This is a genomic window from Isoalcanivorax pacificus W11-5, from assembly GCF_000299335.2.
GTDB classification, from domain to species: domain Bacteria; phylum Pseudomonadota; class Gammaproteobacteria; order Pseudomonadales; family Alcanivoracaceae; genus Isoalcanivorax; species Isoalcanivorax pacificus.
Genome location: NZ_CP004387.1, coordinates 2,420,177 through 2,438,269 on the forward strand (window position 1 = coordinate 2,420,177; position 18,093 = coordinate 2,438,269).

Annotated in this window: 19 protein-coding genes; 10 read left to right on the forward strand and 9 right to left on the reverse strand. The window is 62.2% G+C overall.

Annotated elements, in window-relative coordinates; all coding sequences use genetic code 11:
* Positions 1-2: 2 nt before the first annotated feature.
* A complete protein-coding gene (locus S7S_RS10955) occupies positions 3-1,046 on the reverse strand; it encodes a lipase secretion chaperone (protein WP_008737256.1) in 1,044 nt (347 codons plus the stop codon).
* A 456-nt stretch (positions 1,047-1,502) separates the two neighbouring features.
* Between S7S_RS10955 and S7S_RS10960 the strand changes: the two genes are divergently transcribed.
* The 5 genes from S7S_RS10960 to S7S_RS10980 all read left to right on the forward strand — a co-directional run bounded on the left by S7S_RS10960 (position 1,503) and on the right by S7S_RS10980 (position 6,887).
* Positions 1,503-2,438, forward strand: coding sequence for an esterase/lipase family protein (locus tag S7S_RS10960; RefSeq protein ID WP_169745565.1), 936 nt, complete (start codon positions 1,503-1,505; stop codon positions 2,436-2,438).
* A gap of 301 nt (positions 2,439-2,739) precedes the next feature.
* Positions 2,740-3,684, forward strand: coding sequence for an esterase/lipase family protein (locus tag S7S_RS10965; protein ID WP_008737253.1), 945 nt, complete (start codon positions 2,740-2,742; stop codon positions 3,682-3,684).
* 139 nt (positions 3,685-3,823) lie between these two features.
* A complete protein-coding gene (locus S7S_RS10970) occupies positions 3,824-4,840 on the forward strand; it encodes a putative solute-binding protein (RefSeq protein WP_008737251.1) in 1,017 nt (338 codons plus the stop codon).
* Positions 4,841-5,010: 170 nt separating this feature from the next.
* Entirely contained in the window at positions 5,011-6,021 is a 1,011-nt protein-coding gene (locus S7S_RS10975) for a putative solute-binding protein (protein WP_008737250.1), read from the forward strand.
* 167 nt (positions 6,022-6,188) lie between these two features.
* Positions 6,189-6,887, forward strand: a complete 699-nt coding sequence (locus S7S_RS10980; RefSeq protein ID WP_008737248.1) for a hypothetical protein — start codon at positions 6,189-6,191, stop codon at positions 6,885-6,887.
* A gap of 253 nt (positions 6,888-7,140) precedes the next feature.
* Here the strand turns inward: S7S_RS10980 and tusA are convergent, their stop codons facing one another.
* The gene (tusA, locus tag S7S_RS10985) at positions 7,141-7,389 is read right to left on the reverse strand and encodes a sulfurtransferase TusA (RefSeq protein ID WP_008737246.1); all 249 of its coding nucleotides are present in this window, start codon (positions 7,387-7,389) and stop codon (positions 7,141-7,143) included.
* The gene (locus S7S_RS10990; RefSeq protein ID WP_008737245.1) at positions 7,386-8,654 is read right to left on the reverse strand and encodes an MFS transporter; all 1,269 of its coding nucleotides are present in this window, start codon (positions 8,652-8,654) and stop codon (positions 7,386-7,388) included. Before S7S_RS10990 ends, tusA begins: the two co-directional genes overlap by 4 nt.
* Positions 8,655-8,713: 59 nt before the next feature.
* Here S7S_RS10990 and S7S_RS10995 point away from each other — a divergent pair, with 59 nt between their 5' ends.
* Complete coding sequence (locus S7S_RS10995) at positions 8,714-9,004, forward strand: antibiotic biosynthesis monooxygenase family protein (protein WP_008737243.1); 291 nt, start codon at positions 8,714-8,716, stop codon at positions 9,002-9,004.
* A 6-nt stretch (positions 9,005-9,010) separates the two neighbouring features.
* On the opposite strand, the gene rlmM is transcribed toward S7S_RS10995, so the two are convergent.
* Entirely contained in the window at positions 9,011-10,078 is a 1,068-nt protein-coding gene (rlmM, locus tag S7S_RS11000; protein WP_008737241.1) for a 23S rRNA (cytidine(2498)-2'-O)-methyltransferase RlmM, read from the reverse strand.
* A 93-nt stretch (positions 10,079-10,171) separates the two neighbouring features.
* Here rlmM and S7S_RS11005 point away from each other — a divergent pair, with 93 nt between their 5' ends.
* Positions 10,172-10,837: an outer membrane beta-barrel protein gene (locus tag S7S_RS11005; protein WP_008737238.1), complete on the forward strand. Its 666-nt coding sequence runs from the start codon at positions 10,172-10,174 to the stop codon at positions 10,835-10,837.
* Between the two features lie 46 nt (positions 10,838-10,883).
* Here S7S_RS11005 and purU read toward each other — a convergent pair whose 3' ends face one another.
* Both purU and S7S_RS11015 read right to left on the reverse strand, forming a co-directional pair.
* Complete coding sequence (gene purU, locus S7S_RS11010; RefSeq protein ID WP_008737236.1) at positions 10,884-11,774, reverse strand: formyltetrahydrofolate deformylase; 891 nt, start codon at positions 11,772-11,774, stop codon at positions 10,884-10,886.
* Positions 11,764-12,774, reverse strand: coding sequence for an AraC family transcriptional regulator (locus tag S7S_RS11015; RefSeq protein ID WP_008737234.1), 1,011 nt, complete (start codon positions 12,772-12,774; stop codon positions 11,764-11,766). The genes purU and S7S_RS11015 overlap by 11 nt, the downstream gene beginning before the upstream one ends.
* Before the next feature lie 390 nt (positions 12,775-13,164).
* On the opposite strand from S7S_RS11015, the gene S7S_RS11020 reads away from it, so the two are divergent.
* The gene (locus S7S_RS11020; RefSeq protein ID WP_008737232.1) at positions 13,165-14,067 is read left to right on the forward strand and encodes an SDR family oxidoreductase; all 903 of its coding nucleotides are present in this window, start codon (positions 13,165-13,167) and stop codon (positions 14,065-14,067) included.
* 121 nt (positions 14,068-14,188) lie between these two features.
* Positions 14,189-14,740, forward strand: coding sequence for a GTP cyclohydrolase I FolE (gene folE / locus S7S_RS11025; protein WP_008737231.1), 552 nt, complete (start codon positions 14,189-14,191; stop codon positions 14,738-14,740).
* A gap of 56 nt (positions 14,741-14,796) precedes the next feature.
* On the opposite strand, the gene S7S_RS11030 is transcribed toward folE, so the two are convergent.
* Positions 14,797-16,548, reverse strand: coding sequence for a hypothetical protein (locus S7S_RS11030; RefSeq protein WP_008737230.1), 1,752 nt, complete (start codon positions 16,546-16,548; stop codon positions 14,797-14,799).
* A 16-nt stretch (positions 16,549-16,564) separates the two neighbouring features.
* Positions 16,565-16,837, reverse strand: coding sequence for a hypothetical protein (locus tag S7S_RS11035; RefSeq protein WP_008737228.1), 273 nt, complete (start codon positions 16,835-16,837; stop codon positions 16,565-16,567).
* A gap of 254 nt (positions 16,838-17,091) precedes the next feature.
* Here S7S_RS11035 and S7S_RS11040 point away from each other — a divergent pair, with 254 nt between their 5' ends.
* Positions 17,092-17,541 carry a CBS domain-containing protein gene (locus tag S7S_RS11040; protein WP_008737226.1) on the forward strand — a complete coding sequence of 150 codons (450 nt, stop codon included), beginning with the start codon at positions 17,092-17,094 and terminating at the stop codon, positions 17,539-17,541.
* Positions 17,542-17,581: 40 nt separating this feature from the next.
* Here the strand turns inward: S7S_RS11040 and S7S_RS11045 are convergent, their stop codons facing one another.
* Positions 17,582-17,911, reverse strand: a complete 330-nt coding sequence (locus S7S_RS11045) for a four-helix bundle copper-binding protein (protein ID WP_008737224.1) — start codon at positions 17,909-17,911, stop codon at positions 17,582-17,584.
* Positions 17,912-18,093 lie beyond the last annotated feature (182 nt).

Genomic DNA, 18,093 nt, shown 5'->3' on the forward strand with positions numbered 1-18,093 from the left:
GCTTACCCACCGATGCGGTCCAGCGCCTGCACACGGCGCTGCTCCTGTTCGCTGAAACGACGTGCCATGGCATCCTCCAGTGCCCGTGCCTGGTCTTCCTGCGCCAGCCCGCTCTGCTCGATGGCCTGGCGCTCGGCGCGCCAGTCGGCGTAACGCTGGTCCCAGGCAGCGCGTTCACGATCCAGTTGCTCCAGCCGGTCGGCGGCGGCGCTGCCAAATGTCTGCTCGCGCAGCCGGCGCACATCCGCCTCGCTCCCGCCCTGTGCGCGCAACGCCTCGACCTGCTGCGCCACTTCCACCGGTGCGCGCATACGTTCGCGTGCTTCGCGCATCTCTGGCGGCAGCATGGCTTCCAGCTCACGCTGGCGTTGCTGTTTTTCCTCTGCACTCAGGCTGTCGTCCTGCTGCACTGTCACCCGCGCCAGCGAATAGGCATCGAAGGCATCGTCCTGGGCAAAAAACGCCTCGGCCACTTCCTGGCCCAGCCAGGCGGTGCGCATGTCGCGGCGCTGCACCAGCACCTCGTGCATGCTTTTAACGCTGCCGTCATGCGGCGGCAATGCCGCCAGGGCCTCGCCATAATCCAGATAGCGGATCAGCAGCTCCCACGCTTGCCGTGCGGCACTCTCGGGCAGGTGCTGATGCAGGTGCAGGGCAATGCGCGCCTTGATGCTCTCGATATCTTCCTCGCCCAGTGTTGCCAGAAAATAATCGAACACGCGGCGAATCTCGTTGCCGATGATCAGATTGCCCTGCGCGTCACTGCGCAGCTCGCCGTCCACGTCGGTGCCTTCCAGTGAGGCCGGCAACGCACCCAGACCGGCGGCAGCAGCCAGGTAGGCAGAAAAGCCATTGTCCGCTGCCAGGTCGTGTTTTCCACTCATCGTTGCCTGCGCTGGCGCATCGCTGTTACCCGAGGTAACACCCGCTACGTTTTCACCGATATCAGCGTGCCGCTGCTGCTGTGACGACATCATGCGCCAACCGATCAGAATCACGGCCACCAGCACAAGAGTGAACACTGCAAGCCCCTTTCCTTTCAGCATTTTCCGTTGCCTCCGTCGTATTTTTGTTATCCGGCGCGGGGGCGGGCTGACAGCGCCCCGTAACCCGGCCGATGCTGAACCAGTGTGCCGAGGCGGGCTGTACCCGGACAACCGGCACGCTGCTTTTATGTTGCTGCTGGCCGGAACAGACAAGCTTTTTTGTTCCAGCCCGACAGCCTGCTGCGTTCTGCGTATCCGCCCGGCGTAACGATTCCGACGTCTGCCTGAATGATTCGCGCGCAGCGCGCCTTTAAGTTATCCAGCGGCGCGGTGCTTTCTGTGAATCGCCACGCCAACCGCCCCGCCAGCGGGGCACGGATTGGCCAGCCGGCCAATCGCGGCATCGTCACTTGCCGCACTTCCGGCGCGACGCCGGCGACGTCACAGGCAGGGTGCCCGTGATGTTCCATCCCTACATCTAAGGAAGGTCACAATATGAAAAAAAACAGACTGTGTTTGAAAACTGCTCTCGCCAGCATGCTCGTGCTGGTCGCCACCAGCGTGTCCGCCCAGCCCACCTGGATGGACTGGCTGTTCCCCAACTACACCAGGACGCAACATCCGATCGTGCTGATTCACGGCATGTTCGGCTTTGATGATGTGCTTGGCGTGGACTACTTCTATCAGGTTGGTGAATCACTGGCCAGCGGCGGTGCCGAGGTGTACACGTTGCAGGTCTCGGCGCTGAACAGCACCGAGGTGCGCGGCGAACAGGCCGCGCAGCAAATCCAGGATATTCTCGCTGCCACCGGCGCCAGCAAGGTCAACATCATCGGCCACAGCCATGGCGGGCCGACCGCGCGTTATGTCGCGTCGGTCTATCCGGGCATGGTCGCATCGGTCAGCAGTGTGGCCGGCGTGAACTGGGGCTCATCGGTGGCTGACGTGTACCGGCAATATCTTGAGGAAGGCAGTGCCGCAAACAGTTTCGTGGTCGCCATTGGCGAAGCCTTTGCCACCATGATCGACTGGGCCAGCGGCGGCGGCCTGCCGCAGGATCTGAATGCCAGCATCAACGATCTGAGCACCGCCGGTTCCGTGGCGTTCAATGCCCAGTACCCGGAAGGCATGCCGACTACTTACTGTGGCAGCGGCGCAGAGCTGGCCAGCAATGGTGTGCGCTATTATTCCTGGAGTGGCACCGGTATTTATACCAACGGCCTGGACCCGTTTGATTACCTGGTGCTGGCCACCAGCGCTGCATTCAGTGAACCGAACGACGGCCTGGTATCGGCCTGTTCTTCGCACCTCGGCCACGTGATTCGCGACGACTACTACCACAACCATTTTGATGAAGTGAATCAGGCCCTGGGCACCATCTCGTCCCTGGCCGCTGATCCGCCCACCCTCTACCGTCAACAGGCCAACCGCCTGAAAAACGTCGGCCTGTGATGGCATTCCGGCGTCGCGGTGATCCCGCGGCGCCGACCCGTTATGCGGCCCGCTTCCCAAATATCGGAATAAGAAACTTCCACTAGAGACAGCCCCGCACCTACGCCGCTACTCTTGATCACGGCTGAAACAATGCAGTGCAGCCGACTCGACGCGACCCGCACCGATGACCAGTACCGATGACCGGTCCGTCACGATCGAAAACGTATCACACACAACACAGCAAACTATCCGGCCGCCGGCTCCCCGCATTTCCGGCGCGACCTGAACACTGCACAAAACAATAACGAGGGGATGTCCCATGCTGAAACGACTGCCGGTGCTGCTATGCGCCTGCCTCTGCCTGACCCTGTCTCTGCCCGCCAGCGCCTTTTTCGGCTGGCTGAAAGATACCTATACAGAAACCCGTTACCCGATCGTGCTGGTGCATGGCCTGTTCGGCTTCGACAGCCTGCTCGGCGTCGACTACTTCTACGGTGTGCCCGGTGAACTGCAACGCAGCGGCGCACGCGTATTCGTGGCCCAGGTCGCCGCCGCCAACAGTACCGAAGTCCGTGGCGAGCAGCTCGCGCGGCAGGTGGAAGCCATCCTCGCTGCCACCGGCGCGCAGAAGGTCAACCTGATCGGCCACAGCCATGGCGGCCCGACCATCCGCTATGTGGCGTCGGTGTACCCGCACATGGTCGCCTCGGCCTCTTCCGTGGCCGGCGTCAACTGGGGCGCCCCCATGGCGGACGTGCTGCAGGGCGTGTCCGACCACATCCCGCTGGGTGACGACGTGATCAACGGGCTGGGCAACACCCTGGCCGGCCTGATCAACCTGCTCTCCGGTGGCGGCGCCCAGCAGGACATCAGCGCCGCGATGAAATCGCTCACCACCGCCGACACGCTGCGCTTCAATGCGCTGTACCCGGAAGGCATGCCCAGCCGTTATTGCGGTGCCGGGCAGGAAGTGGGCAGCAACGGCGTGCGTTACTACTCCTGGAGCGGTGGCCGCACCCTGACCAACCTGCTCGATGTGACCGATCCGTTCATGGCAGCACTCTCGATCGTGTTCCTGGGTGAAAAGAACGATGGCCTGGTCAGCAGTTGCTCCAGCCATCTTGGCAAGATCATCCGCGACGACTACCGCATGAATCATCTGGATGAGGTGAACCAGGCCTTCGGCCTGCGTGACATTTTCGAAACCAGCCCGGTGACGGTATTCCGTCAACAGGCCAATCGGCTGAAAAACGCCGGCCTGTAACCCGCCCGCGCCGGGCGGCTCCGCCCGGCGCATATCTCGACCGCACGGTCACAGTTCTGTTCGCACGCCCGTCCCCATCCCGCTATGCTCGGGATGCGCACAACTATTCACTCTCACACCACAACGACAGGAAACACTTATGGACAGGCACGTCCGTCGCGGCCCGTTATGGCCGTTTTTCGCGCTGCTGTGCAGCCTTACCACCCCCGCCCTTGCCGAACCGCTGCAACGCACCATCTGTGTCTGGGACCTGGTCGGCAACGCCGGCCCGACCATGGCGATCATGCGTGAATGGCGCACCGAAGCCCTCAACTGGGGCCTGGATGCGACACTGGTGGTCCACACCAACGAGGGCATCACTGCCGAAGAACTGAAAGCCGGCCAATGCGACGCGGCGGTGGTGACCGATTTCCGTTCGCGCCCCTTCAATCGCTACACCGGCACCATCAATGCCATTGGCGCCGTGCCGGATTACGAACACCTGCGGCTGGTGATGCAGGTGCTGGCTCACCCGCAGTCCGCCGACAAGATGACCCAGGGGCCGTACACGATCATGGGCATGGCACCGGCCGGCGGTGCATATATTTTTGTCAACGACCGCGAGATCAACACCCTGGCCAAAGCGGCCGGCAAGAAATTCGCGGTGCTTGAGCACGACCCGATGCAGGCACAGATGGTCGCGCAGATGGGGGCCACCCCGGTGGCCTCGGACGTCACCAATTTCTCCAGCCGGTTCAACAATGGCCAGGTGGACATCATTGCCGCACCACTGATCGTCTACAACGCACTGGAACTGTATCGCGGGCTGTCTCCCGACGGCGCGATCATTGACTACCCGCTGTTGCAGATCACATTGCAGGTCGTGGCGCGCAGTGACCGTTTCACAGCGGAGATCATGCAGCAGTCACGCAGCTACTTCTTCAGCCAGTACGATCGCTACGTGCAGATGCTGGAGCAGGAAGCCCGACAGGTGGACCCGAAATGGATGCAGGCCATCCCCACCAGCGAAAAGCAGGAATACGAAATGACCATGCAGGAAGCGCGTATCCAGCTGCGTGACCAGGGGCAGTACGACGGTGAGATGCTGACCTTGCAGCGGCGCGTGCGGTGCCGTATCGACGCCGGGCGCAGCGAGTGCACCAACCCGCAGGAGTAGGCGGCAAGCTGCGGGCTGCGAGCCAGGGGCCAGACAGGCTCAGCTCGCAGCTCAGAGCTGCCCTTGGCACTTTTGCAGTCAACGTGATGTCCAAACGGTCATGGCATTGGTCCGGCGCAGCACTTATGCTGCGCCGACAAAAGAACAACACCGCGACAGGACATCGAATTATGAAAATGCTCGCCCGTAAACTGCTGCTCGCTGGCTGCTGCGCCCTGCCCCTGCTCTCTGCCGGCACGGCCCAGGCCGACAAGGTAAAAATCTGTGTCTGGGATATCGCCGGCAACGCCGGCCCTGCCATGCAGGCCATGCGCGAATGGCAGATCGCCGCAATGGAATGGGGCGTGGACGCCGAACTGCTCCCGCACACCAATGAGGGCATCGCCGCCGAAGAGCTGAAATCCGGCCAGTGCGACGCCACCCTGATGACCGGCATCCGGGCACGCCTGTTCAACCGCTACAGCGGCACGCTGGATTCCATCGGCAGCGTGCCGGACAACGACCACCTGCGCATCCTGCTGCAGGTGCTGGCCCACCCGCAGTCCGCCGACAAAATGACCCAGGGCCCGTTCACCGTGATGGGCATTGCCCCGGCCGGCGCCGCCTATATCTTCGTCAATGACCGCGAGATCAATACCCTGGCCAAAGCCGCCGGTAAAAAAGTCGCGGTGCTGGAATATGATCCGACCCAGGCACAGATGGTGGCCCAGATCGGCGCCACCCCGGTGGCCTCCGACATCACCAATTTCTCGACCCGTTTCAACAACGGCCAGGTTGATGTGATCGGCGCCCCGCTGGCCGCCTATGGCGCGCTGGAGCTGTATCGCGGCCTGACCCCGAACGGCGCCATCATCAATTACCCGCTGATGCAGATCACCCTGCAACTGGTGGCCAACAGCAATCGTTTCTCCGCCGAGGCGATGCAGAAATCACGCGAATACTTCTATAACAACTTCGACCATGTGCTGGAACAGCTGAACCGCGAAGCCAGCCATGTGGACCCGAAATGGATGCAGGACATTCCGGAAGCAGACAAGCAGGAATATGAAATCCTGATGCAGGAAGCACGCGTCCAGCTGCGTGAACAGGGCCACTACGACGCCGAGATGCTGACCCTGCAACGCCGCATCCGCTGCCGTATCGACGGCGGCCGCAGTGAGTGCACCAACCCGGTGGAATAATCATGCCGGCGTCAGGTGTTGCGGCACCTGACGCCTGTTCCGCTACCGTCCTGCCACGCACCGTCCTCAATCCTTTTTCACATCCCCACGCTTGCAGCCGCCCGGACAAGGCGCTACTGTGAAAACGTCGTTCGTGACACCGACCAACCTGCTGCAAGGGGGGCACCATGCCCAACATGCAACGCCAGGCTTCACAGGGTAGACACAACGGTAAACAGCGCGGCCCCGACAATGTGGTGTCGCTGTGTGAAAGACGACGCGCCGCCACGCCGCGCATTGTGCGCCTCTCCCCCGAATACGACGGGATAGAACTTCTCTACGCCAACGACCGCCAACCCGACAAACTGTTTTCACTGCGTGTGCTGGCCTGGGCCATGCTCGATAACGGTGAGGTCACGGCCATGGTGCCGTGGCTGAAGTCCGTGGTCCGGGCGCCGGAACTGGCCGACCCGCTGAACGGGCGCTGGGTCGGCTACCGCCTGCCGGACAGCCAGTATCTGTTTACGGAAGCGCCGGATTACAAAGTCAGTGAACTGAGCGCCGCCGTAGACTTCTTCGGCGATCAGGAACCACAGCAGGTCCCCGACACCATCGGCACCCACGTGGTGTTCTCCGACGACGGCTTCCACACCATCAGCCTGACAGAGGTGATCAGCTGGCAACTGGATGAAGACGGCGAGGTCCATGCGATGATCGCCGATGAACAGCGCATCACGCGCACTCCCGTGTTGCCCGGCGACCCCTGTCTGGTCGAGGCGGAGTCACAGCCGGACTTCCGCTACTTCTTCCAGCACGGCATTGCCAACCGCATCAAGGATCAGGACCCGGAAGCACTGGCTGCCATCGCCACCCTGGCCGCGGACTGAACGGGATATGAACAGCCCCGGACAGCGGGGCTGGCACCGTGATAGCATTCCTCTATTGCGTGTATTCGCGGAAAGCATTTCCGCCTTCCGGTACAGGCCGGTAGTCTGGCCCCATTGAATGCAGCGCTGGCCGCCACCATACAGGCTGCCAGCCCGAATTTACCTGGCGCTCACCGCCTCTTTGATAACGTCCGGCGCGAAATGGATTCGTGACCGGGCGTTTTTGTATGGGTTGCGGGCGGTGCGCGAGAGATCAGGGCTTTTTGCGGATCAGGTAGCGGTACAGGCCGTCTGCAGTGTCCTGGGCCAGCAGGCTGTGGCCGAGGAACTGGCAGAAGCGCGGGATATCGCGTTCGGTGGACGGATCGGTGGCGATGACTTCCAGCACCGCCCCGGGGGCCATGTCACGGACCTTGTTGTGCAGCATCATCACGGGTTCGGGGCACAGCAGCCCGCGCGCGTCCAGGTGGTGGTCTGCGATGAGGGTGTCCGGGTCAGTCATGGTGCGGTGAAGTCCATACGGGTGAATGTCCGGCGGCGGCGCCACCAGGCCGGGGCGGCCAGTATAGCGGCCAGACACAGCCCCGCCGAGAGCAGGAAATGGCCACTGTAGCCCAGCCAGGCAGCACTGAAGCCGCTGGCCAGGGAAAACAGCCCCACCGCCATCAACTGCACCGACGCCTGCAGCGTGTAATCCGTGCCCTCATGCCCTGGCCGGCAGTGATCCATCATCAGCGTGAACAGGACCACCGTGGACAGCGCATCGGCACACTGCTCGAACAGCGCCGCCGACCACAGCAGGCCATCCGGTGGTGCCGGCAAACGCGCGAGCATGGCCCAGAACAGGAAGGCCAGCCCCTGCAGCAGCCCAAAACCGACCAGCGCCGGCAGGCGCGGCAGGCGCAGCAACCACAGGCCGCCCAGCAGGGCCGCCGCCAGCCCAGCCAGGGAAGCGACCACATCCAGTTGCCCCACCGCCGCACTGCTCCAGCCCGCGTCCACCAGCATCGGCTTGAGCATGCGCGTCCCGAAGCCATCACCGACCTTGTAGCCCAGCAGGATCAGCAGCCACCAGCCCATGCCCGGCCGGCGCCAGAAATCGCGCAGCATACGCCACCACCAGCGCAAGCCCGGTCGCGACAGGTCACCGTCGGCCAGCGGCGCGGCCGGTTCCGGAAAGCGGCTGACCGGCCACAGCATCAATACCAGCAACAGGGCCACGCAAAGAAACGTCAGCTGCCAGCCCAGCAGCCCGATCCAGATCAGCAGCGCTCCACCACCGAGGATCAGCCCCGCCTTGTAGCCGACCACCTGGATGCTGTTGCCCGGCCCGCGCAGGGCCGGCGTGAGCAGGCGCACCGCCATGCCGTCGGCGGCGATATCCTGCGTGGCACACAACAGGTTCAGCAATGCCAGCAAGGCAATGAGAGACAGAAACCCGCTGCTGAAAAGCTGCCGTGGATCGACCATCGCCACGGCCATCATCACACCGGCGGCACCCAGCTGGCAGCCGATGATCCAGCGCTTGCGGTGGTCGGCGCGGCCACGCCCGAGACGATCCACCCAGGGCGCCCAGACAAATTTCAACGCCCAGGGAATGGCCGCCAGCCCGAGCAGGCCGATGTAGGGCAACGCCATGCCGGACTCACGCGCCAGCGCCGGAATGGCCTTCGCCAGCAGGCCCGCAGGCAGCCCCTGGGCGAAATAAAACAGCAGCAGCACCGACAGCAATTGCCGGTGTTGCCAGAGCTGCTTCGAGGCATGCATTCCCGTGCTCATCACCCTACACTGAAAGCCTTCGTTTTTTTGGGACAGGGGAAACCAGCATGATTCGCGTGCTGATCGAACGACATATCGCGGAAGGCCTCGAACAACCCTACGCACAGGCCGTGACGGGCATGCTGCAGGCCATCGTACGTGCCCCGGGCTATCTCTCGGGGGAATCGCTGCGGGATATACAGCATCCCCTTCATCACTACATTCTCTCCAGCTGGCAGAGTGAAGCCGCCTGGCAACGCTGGCAGCAATCAGCCGACCGGCAAAACGCACTGGAAGCCATCCGGCCGTTCCTGGCCGATGCCGAGCGTATCACGATGCTGGAGCCCGTCGTGCGCTGATATCGTTTACCGGGAAGCCATCAACGGAGGCAGGACCACCACCGTGATTTCCTCGCGGTCGTGATAAAGCTGCGCCGCGCGGATCACCGTACCCGGCGGCAACGCCGCGTCCAGCCGCGACAGCAGCGCCGCCACGGTCGCGTGACGCTGTTTCATCGGCAGCTTGAGGTTGAACACCGCAACCTTGGCCCAGCCGTTGACCAGCCATTTTTCCATCAGCGCCAGCGTGCGCGCCGGCTTGTCCACCACATCGCACACCAGCCAGTCCTGCGGTCGTGGTGGGCGCCAGGTGAAGGCATCGCCGGAGACATGGCTGACGGGAAAATCGGCCAGCAACGCCGGCACCAGACGGCCATGGTCCACTGCAGTGACCCGTACCCCGTGCCGGGCCAGTTGCCAGGTCCAGCCACCGGGCGCCGCGCCCAGGTCCACCGCGCTACGACCGGCGGCCAGCCAGTGCGTCCGTTCCTGCGGCGTCATCAGCCGCAGCCAGGCTTCCTCGATCTTCAGCGCCGAACGGCTGGGTGCTTCGGCAGGCAGGCGCAGGCGGGGAATGCCCTGCTCCCAGATACCGCTGTGCGCGGTATCGCCCCAGCCAAGAAAACCCTGCCCGGAATGTTCAAAAAACACCTGCAGGATGCGCTGACCCTGCCCCGGCACCAGCAACCCCTGTTTCCGCAGCGCCTGCTCGAAGGCCTTGCGGAAGCCGCGCACGAAACGCTGCAATCCCCGGCCCTCGTTGGTATCCGGGTATTCCAGCCGCACCGCGCCCACCGGGCCGACCTCGCGCGCCAGCGCCAGCAACGGACCGATCCGGTCTTCCTGCGGCAGCTCCCGGAACGGCGCCAGCACCGGCCAGGCGGTGCGGGGGAAAATGCGGGCACTCTGCCAGAGCGGCAGCACGGATTCGCCCGGCATATGCCAGGTCAGGAACCCGGCATTGTCCTTTGCCCGGGCATAGCCTCCCTGGCCCAGCCCGGCCGCCTGCTGCGTCAGCTCCGCCGCGCAATCGTTTTCAAAGCCGGGGCGACAGAGCACCAGCAGGGTGTCCGCCTGTATGGTCTTACCGTTCATGCACGAAGGCCCCATTTTGCGAAAGGTTAGCGTGCCGTGATGGCAGTGGGTACAATGGCGGCCATTGTCGTCGCTATAACAAGTAAAACAACCATGACTGCATACAAATCACTGCTGCTCCCCCTGATTGTCACCGCCCTGCCCCTGATCGCCACCGCCCAGGAAGATCTGGCCCCGCCCGACGTGGACCTGTTTCTGGAAGCGCAGTATGGCGGTGCCGACCTGGATGATTTCGGCCTCGACAGCATCGCTGACGGTTATCGACTGCGCGGCGGTCTGTGGCTGAACAGCCTCTCCACGCGTCACTTGCGCTTTGCGCTGGAAGCCGGCCTGAACCAGCTGGCGCGGGAAACCACCGACAGCGCTTTCAGCCGTGGCCCCAGCGCCGAGGAACTGCAGCAGCCGTCCCCGCCCACATCGGTGGACGTGCTGGCGCGCGACCGGCTGGAAGTCAGTGGCTATGAACTGGGCGCTCGCATGCTGATCGCGCGGTACGTCTATGCCCGCGCCGGCCTGTATATGCACCGCGTCAAAACACGCCATGAAGAAATACGCACCCTGAACTACGGCAGCGGTTCGCCGCAGGTCTTTGAGCCGGTACCGGAAAGTGACTCCAGCTCAAAGACTGGCGGCTATGCCGGCCTGGGGCTGATGCTGCCACTGACCGGCGGCATCAGCCTGGCGGCGGACTACAGCCTGTATCAGGTGGATTCAGAACAGGTCGGCACCTATGGCATAGGGCTGCACTTCACATTCTGATGAACAGCCCCGCGGCGGGTTTCACCGCGGGGCTGTTCGCCCTGCTTCATTTCACAAACACGACCGTCTTGTTGCCGTCCACGATCACCCGGTCTTCCAGATGCCAGCGCACGGCGCGCAGCAGCACCTGCCGCTCTACATCCTGCCCCAGCGCCTTCAGGTCCGCCGGACTGTTGCGGTGCGACACACGCGCCACGTTCTGCTCGATGATCGGCCCCTGGTCGAGGTCATCCGTCACGTAGTGGCTGGTGGCGCCGATCAGCTTGACCCCGCGTTCCCAGGCCTGCTGGTACGGGTTGGCGCCGACAAAGGCCGGCAGGAAGGAATGGTGGATATTGATGATGCGGTGCGGATGCTGCGCCACGAATGCGGGGCTGAGAATCTGCATGTAACGCGCCAGCACGATCAGATCCACCTGCCCTTCCAGCAATGACAAGGCCTGCTGTTCGGCCTCGGCCTTGTTGTCACCGGAAACGGCAATGTGATGATAGGGGATGCCGAAGCGTTCCACCTCACCGCGCAGGTCATCGTGGTTGCTGATCACCATCGGGATGGTCGCCGGCAGGTCACCCCGCATGGTGCGCCACAGCAACTCCATCAGCACGTGGTCATGACGGGACACCAGGATCGCCATGCGCTTCTTCTGCGCTGCCAGCGTCAGGCGCCATTCCATGCCGTACTTCTTCGCCACGCTCTGCTGGAAATTGTTTTTCAGCGCGTCCCAGGAACAGTCCAGCCCCGGCGTCTGGAACTCCATGCGCAGGAAGAACGTGCCCTCGCGCGGATCGGATGCGTGCTGGTCGAAATCGGTAATATTGGCGCCGTGATGGTACAAAAAGGTACTCACCGCACTGATGATGCCCGGCTGGTCGGGGCAGGTAATCAACAGGCGTGCGGTGGTGGCATCCGCCGGCGCGGGGTTCGCGCTAGTCTCCAAAATATTCTCTCCGGTAAGCCGACGGGGTTTTGCCGGTCCATTTCTTGAATGCACGGTGGAACGAGCTGGCCTCACTGAACCCCATCAGCAGCGCAATCTCGTCAATCGACAGGTCCGGTTTCGACAGGTAATACACGGAGGCGTCCTTGCGGATCGCATCCTTGATTTCCTGGTAACTGGTGTTGCCTTCTTTCAGACGCCGGCGCAGGGTCTGCGGCGTCATGTTGAGCTTTTCGCATATCTCGGAAAAATCCGGGAAGTTATTGCCGTATTCCTTCGAGATAATGGCGCGGATCTGTGCCGGCAGGCCGACGTTATGGATATTGCCGTCGATCAGCTGCGCCAGCGAATCCTTCAGGAAACGCGACAACGATAACTGGTTCTGTACCAGTGGCAGATCCAGAAACTCGGCAGAAAACACCACCCGGTTGACACCTGTATCAAACTGCACCGGGCAGGTGAAAATGGAGCGGTAATCGCCTTCCGTACCACGCCCGAAATCCAGCTGCACCTGTTGTGGTTCCACAGCCTTGCCGACCAGCCAGCTCATGAAACGCAGCGACAGCATCATCAGCGACTCGATGATCACTTCACGAAAATCCAGCCGCTGGCTGGCCTGCACTTCCAGCCAGCCGATGTCCCCTTCGCGGTGCAGCGTCGTGTGCACTTGCAGGTCGAACAGTTCATAGAACTTGATGCCACGCTGCACTGCCTTTTCCAGATTCGAGCAGTTGATCACCGCGTGCGCCATCATGGAAAAGGTACCGGGCTTGGATTTGCGGCCCTGCCCGAAACCGAGGAATTCGTCCTGTGTCTGCTGCATGACCGCCAGCATCAGGCGGATAAAACTGTCACGCTCGATACGCGCATCCGGGTCGTCCAGTAAACGGCGCGGAATGCCTGCGGTTTCCAGCAGCGCGGGAATTGATGCGCCGGACCGGGCCGCCCCCTGCAGTACCCGGATGACCCGACTGATGGCAATGCTCTTGCGGTTAATCATGCGCTGGCCAGCCCGTTCCGCAGACGATGATCGCTGTGCCGCCAGCCGCAGACCGTGGCATTAATTCTTTTAAAATCATCATATTGCAACTTGTCATAGGCCCCTCGGTCCGCCCCCGCGTCCATTGCCGCCGCCAATGATAGTAAATGTCAGACAAATTGGCACATTGCGTCATGGAGGGTGCTCCGGACGCTTTCGATAATGGTCCGACCATCCAGTCAGGCCGGCCATTGTGCAAAGTTTGACGCCGGGGAGCCAGTGGATGGCACATGCACTCCGCACAGGACCATACCATTTTCCGTCGGCAGGGCGTTCGCCAGTTCTGCCGGCACAGGGCAGCATGGGGCCGTACACCTGCTGCCGTATCAGAACAACAACCAGGAGACGTCTATGCCCGCACTGAATTTCGACGACAGGGTTGTCATCGTCACCGGCGCCGGCAATGGCCTGGGCCGCAGCCACGCACTGGCGTTTGCCGCGCGCGGCGCCAGGGTCGTGGTCAACGACCTGGGTGGCTCGGCCACCGGCGAAGGCAGGGATGCCAGCGCCGCCGACAGGGTGGTGGCGGAGATCATCGCCACCGGTGGCGAAGCCGTGGCCAACCACGACTCGGTGACCGATGGCGGCCGCATCGTCGAATGCGCACTGGACAACTTTGGCCGCGTGGACGTGCTGGTGAACAACGCCGGCATCCTGCGCGACAAGGCATTCCACAACATGACCGACGAAGACTGGGACCTGGTCTATAACGTGCATGTGCGCGGCGCTTACAGCGTCAGCCACGCCGCCTGGCCCTACCTGCGCGAACAGGAATATGGCCGGCTGATCTTCACTGCCTCCGCCGCCGGCATTTACGGCAACTTCGGCCAGGCCAACTACAGCATGGCCAAGCTCGGCCTGCACGGCCTGGCGCAAACACTCGCCATCGAGGGTGCCAAGCGCAATATCGTCGCCAACACCATCGCCCCGATTGCGGGCAGCCGCATGACCGCCACCATCATGCCGCCACAGATCGTCGAGCAGTTGAAACCTGCCTTTGTCACCCCGCTGGTGCTGAAGCTGTGCCATGAATCCCAGCGTGACGGCGGCGGCCTGTATGAGGTTGGCGCCGGCTGGATGGGCAAGCTGCGCTGGGAACGCAGCAAAGGCCATGGCTTTCCGGTCAGCGCCCCGCTGACACCGGAAGACGTGGTTGCGCAATGGGAGCGCATCACCGACTTCACCGACGCCGACCATCCCGCCAGCGGCCAGGCCGCCCTGATGTCGATGATCGGCAATCTGCAAAACCGCTGACGACACTTGCCTGTCGCGGCCCCGCCCGGGGCCGCGCGCAACATGCCAACGGCCTGTCCTGTTTGACGTATCATTGACCGTCCCCGGCCAATACTGCGGCCACTATGGCGAGGGACAACCGATGACCGATTCACTCAGCGCCCTGTACCGTGAGGTCCTGACGCAACTGGGGGAAGATCCCGCCCGCGAGGGCCTGCTGGATACGCCGGCACGGGTCGCGAAGGCGATGCGGTTTCTCACTGGCGGTTATCAGCAGTCTCTGGAGGCGCTGGTCAACGGCGCGGTGTTCAGCTCCGACAATGACGAGATGGTGGTGGTACGCGACATCGAGTTCTACTCCCTGTGCGAACACCACATGCTGCCGTTTTTCGGCAAATGCCACATCGCCTATATTCCCGACGGCAAAGTGCTCGGCCTGTCGAAATGCGCACGCATCGTGGACATGTATGCGCGCCGGTTGCAGATCCAGGAAAATCTGACACTGCAAGTGGCGCATGCAATTGGCGATGTCACCGGCGCCCGGGGTGTCGGCGTGATCATGGATGCCCGCCACCTGTGCATGATGATGCGCGGCGTGGAAAAGCAGCATGCCTCCACGACAACTTCGGTCATGCTGGGCACGCTGCGCGAATCCGCTGCGGCCCGTTCCGAATTCCTGTCGCTGGTCACCTGACCAGCGGCTGCCACCCTCTCTCTTTCACATCAGCGGCAACCGCTGGATGACAGACGCTAATCGACAATTTCCAGCCCCTGTCCAAGCCTCAGCTGCAGCCTTTCAAGCTGGTTGTTGGCACCCAGCACATCCAGAACCAGAGTCTCATCAGGCTCATACTGTTCCAGCAACTGCTCCATCTGGCCCAGATTCCTGATTGACCTCCCCCCCATGCGAGCAATCCACATGCCCGGCCAGAGACCCGCCCGGTGCGCGGGCCCACCATTGGCCAGGCACGTCGGCACCACATAGACATGAGGCTGGCCATACAGGTGTCCGGAAACGAATTGAAGGTGGCATATACCCATCCAGGGACGATAGGCCCGTTCTGCCGAAGGCGTCAGCCATACCGAGACACGTCGCCTCGCGCTGCGGGAATGACTCGAAGTCCAGTTTTCTCCTCCCGATTCCTGCGACTGTGCGCTGAGTACCTGATGGAAGGAATCCGCCATCGACGACGAGCTACTGCTGAAACGCACCCCTTTCGCAACAAACAACGCATAGTTCCCCGACGCCAGCGCAGCGGCCGCGCCCACTGCGTCCATCTCGCTATCCTTGTCACCGCTGTTCAGCGCCGCAACATAGTCCCGGTGCGCTTTGGCAAGCTCGGCATTACCGGCAGCGTCTGCCTCCCGCGCGGCAGCCAGATGGTTTTCCACCACCTGCTGCTGACTCAACGGCGGAAAAAAACGGCGCTCGAACTGTTCTATCAACGCCTCATCGGCATCGACCATCTCGACCACCGTATTGGTGCGGCTGTCGAATGTGGAGTTCATATTGTCCGATTCACGGACGTGCTGGCGTACGGAGGTGCGGCGCGAACCGATGTTGAAGATACTCCAGCCAGAGGAACGGCTGGTCGTCACGGCCTGCCGGCTGCGCTCGACAAACTGCGACATGAAACGCCGGAAATCGTAATTGGCAACGATACTGCCGGTCTGGAAGTCACGAAAGTAATAGCTGACATCCACCTCGTAGGTGCCTTCGCGCAAACGGTTGTACTGCTCCGTAGTAGGCTCTCGAATGTGCAGCTGCGGCAAGGTACCGCTGGACAGCACCGCCGAGCCCGATAAACGGCGCTCGGACACTATCTCGCCGTCAATAACGAGACGCACCGTCAGCTCATCCATTGACGCGGTTTCCACCCGCATGCGCTGCCACTCATCCAAAAACTGCTTCTGTGCCTGAACCTGCGCCATGTACTGTTGCGTATCGCTGATCACCATGCCGCCGGTCGGGCTCATTTGTGCTGGCGGATATACCACAGGGAATCCACCATTGAGCAGTGGTTCCGGATGTAGCGACGCAATAGGATTACCGCTGACCTGGGCAGCAACCGCTGCACCCTCAGAGGCATTTGGCAAGGCGCCACGGTAACGCAATGGTATCCGCAGCACGCTGATCTGACTCGCGTCAGCAACCTCGCCACCGGGCACCATCCGCCCCTGCCGGTCAATCACTTCCAAGCGGCTGATGTCCGCCCCGAGCCGGGGCAGGATGGCGATCCGCGCCGGCACATCACCTGCCGCCCGCGTGTAGTACCCAGCCACATTGAAATGCTGGACTTCACTGCCATCAAAGTAGGTGAAATTTTCTACAGAGAAAAAAGACGTATTGGGATCAAGAAAATCTACTGCAGCCACAACCCCTGCCTGAAGCAACAGCCCCAGGCCGATGACACTCCCTTTCAATACCCGCATCGCGGTTCCCTCTTGTGTAATACGACCAGCCGACCGCTGATTACCCATCGCCCAGAACGTCCGGTGCATCTGCAGGCCTCAAGCCTCAGTGACGCTCTACCCGATCCCCTTCATCCGCGTGGCGCTCCACGTTTTCCTGGTGGCTTTCGTGGTTGGCCTCACTGCCAAACAAGTCGCCCTGCTGATTGAAATAGCGCACGTACGTGCCTGATTCATCAGTGTGTACTTCGGTACGGCTGCCATCAGCGTGGTGAATAGTCGTGAGTTCCTGTGCGGCCAGTGCCCCCGCAGGCGCAAGCGCCAGGACCGTACAGGTCAGAGTGGTACAGAACAGTACCCTGGTGAGAAGTTGTTTCATGCCGGACCCCCTTGTCCGCGACCCTATCCTTGTCGCCTTTATACCCCAGCAACGTCCGGCTGGCACCCCCCAACGGCGTTGCTGGTCATCACACAAAGCAGGCTTTATCACCCACTGGTATATCCAGCGCGCGCTTATGCCTATTCGTTCCAGCTCGCACCTTGCGGCATCCTGCGTGCGCGCTCACGCTGTGCATCGGGGTACACGCGAGGGACGCGGGGGTTTTTCACCCGAACCATGCAGGGAGAACATCGATGAAAGTGCAAGAGATCATGAGCACCAACCCCCACCATCTGAAAGCCGACAGCACGCTGCGTGACGCCGCGCAGATGATGCGCGAATGCAACTGCGGCATGCTGCCGATCGCCAGCCCCGACAACCCGGACAAACTGATGGGCATCATCACCGATCACGACATGGTGGTGCGTGGTATGGCCGAAGGCCTGAGCCCGGACCAGAAAGCCGCCACCTGCATGACCGACCGGGTGCTCTACTGTTTCCGTGACGACGACGTCGCCGAGGTGGCGCGCAATATGGACAGCCAGCATGTACAGCGCCTGATCGTGCTGGATGATCGCAACAGCAAGCGCTTCTGCGGGGTTATTTCACTGTCGGATATCGCGGCCGCCAGCAGCACGGACCACAGCCTGCAAGGCGCCATTTCCGAATGCAGCCGCCCCTACCAGCGCAGCGCCATGCACTAGCCGGCAGTCACCGCATCCGGCCCATCCGGGCCGGGTGTTGTCAATCCGGCAGCACCTCACAGGCCCGGGCACAGGCCTGGCAGGCTTCGGCGCAGGCCTGGCAATGTGCGTGCTCGTGCTGCGCGCATTCTTCCGCACAGTTCTGGCAGACCGTCCGGCACAGTTTCGCCAGGGCGGCAATGAACTGGCTGTCGTGATGCAGATACAGCGCCAGCAGACGGCATATCGCCGCGCATTGAATATTCAGCCGGATGCAGGTGGCCATCATGGCCAGATTATCTTCTTCCAGGCAGGCGGCAGTGCAGTGATCACAGGCGCTGGCGCACCGGTTGCAGGCATCGATAACGTCCCGATAAAGAGCTTGAGACATGATGTGAACTCCTCTTCAGTGTGGAATCACCCACCCTAGCAAGCCCCCCCGGGGCGCGCACTGAGATATAACCAACACCCACGTGACCGGATACAAATCAGGCCTGTCAGGTTATAATGCTGCGTCCCGCCGACACGTCAGCACTGCCCGCCGTGCCGGGCGGAGGTCGTGTCGCGGCCATC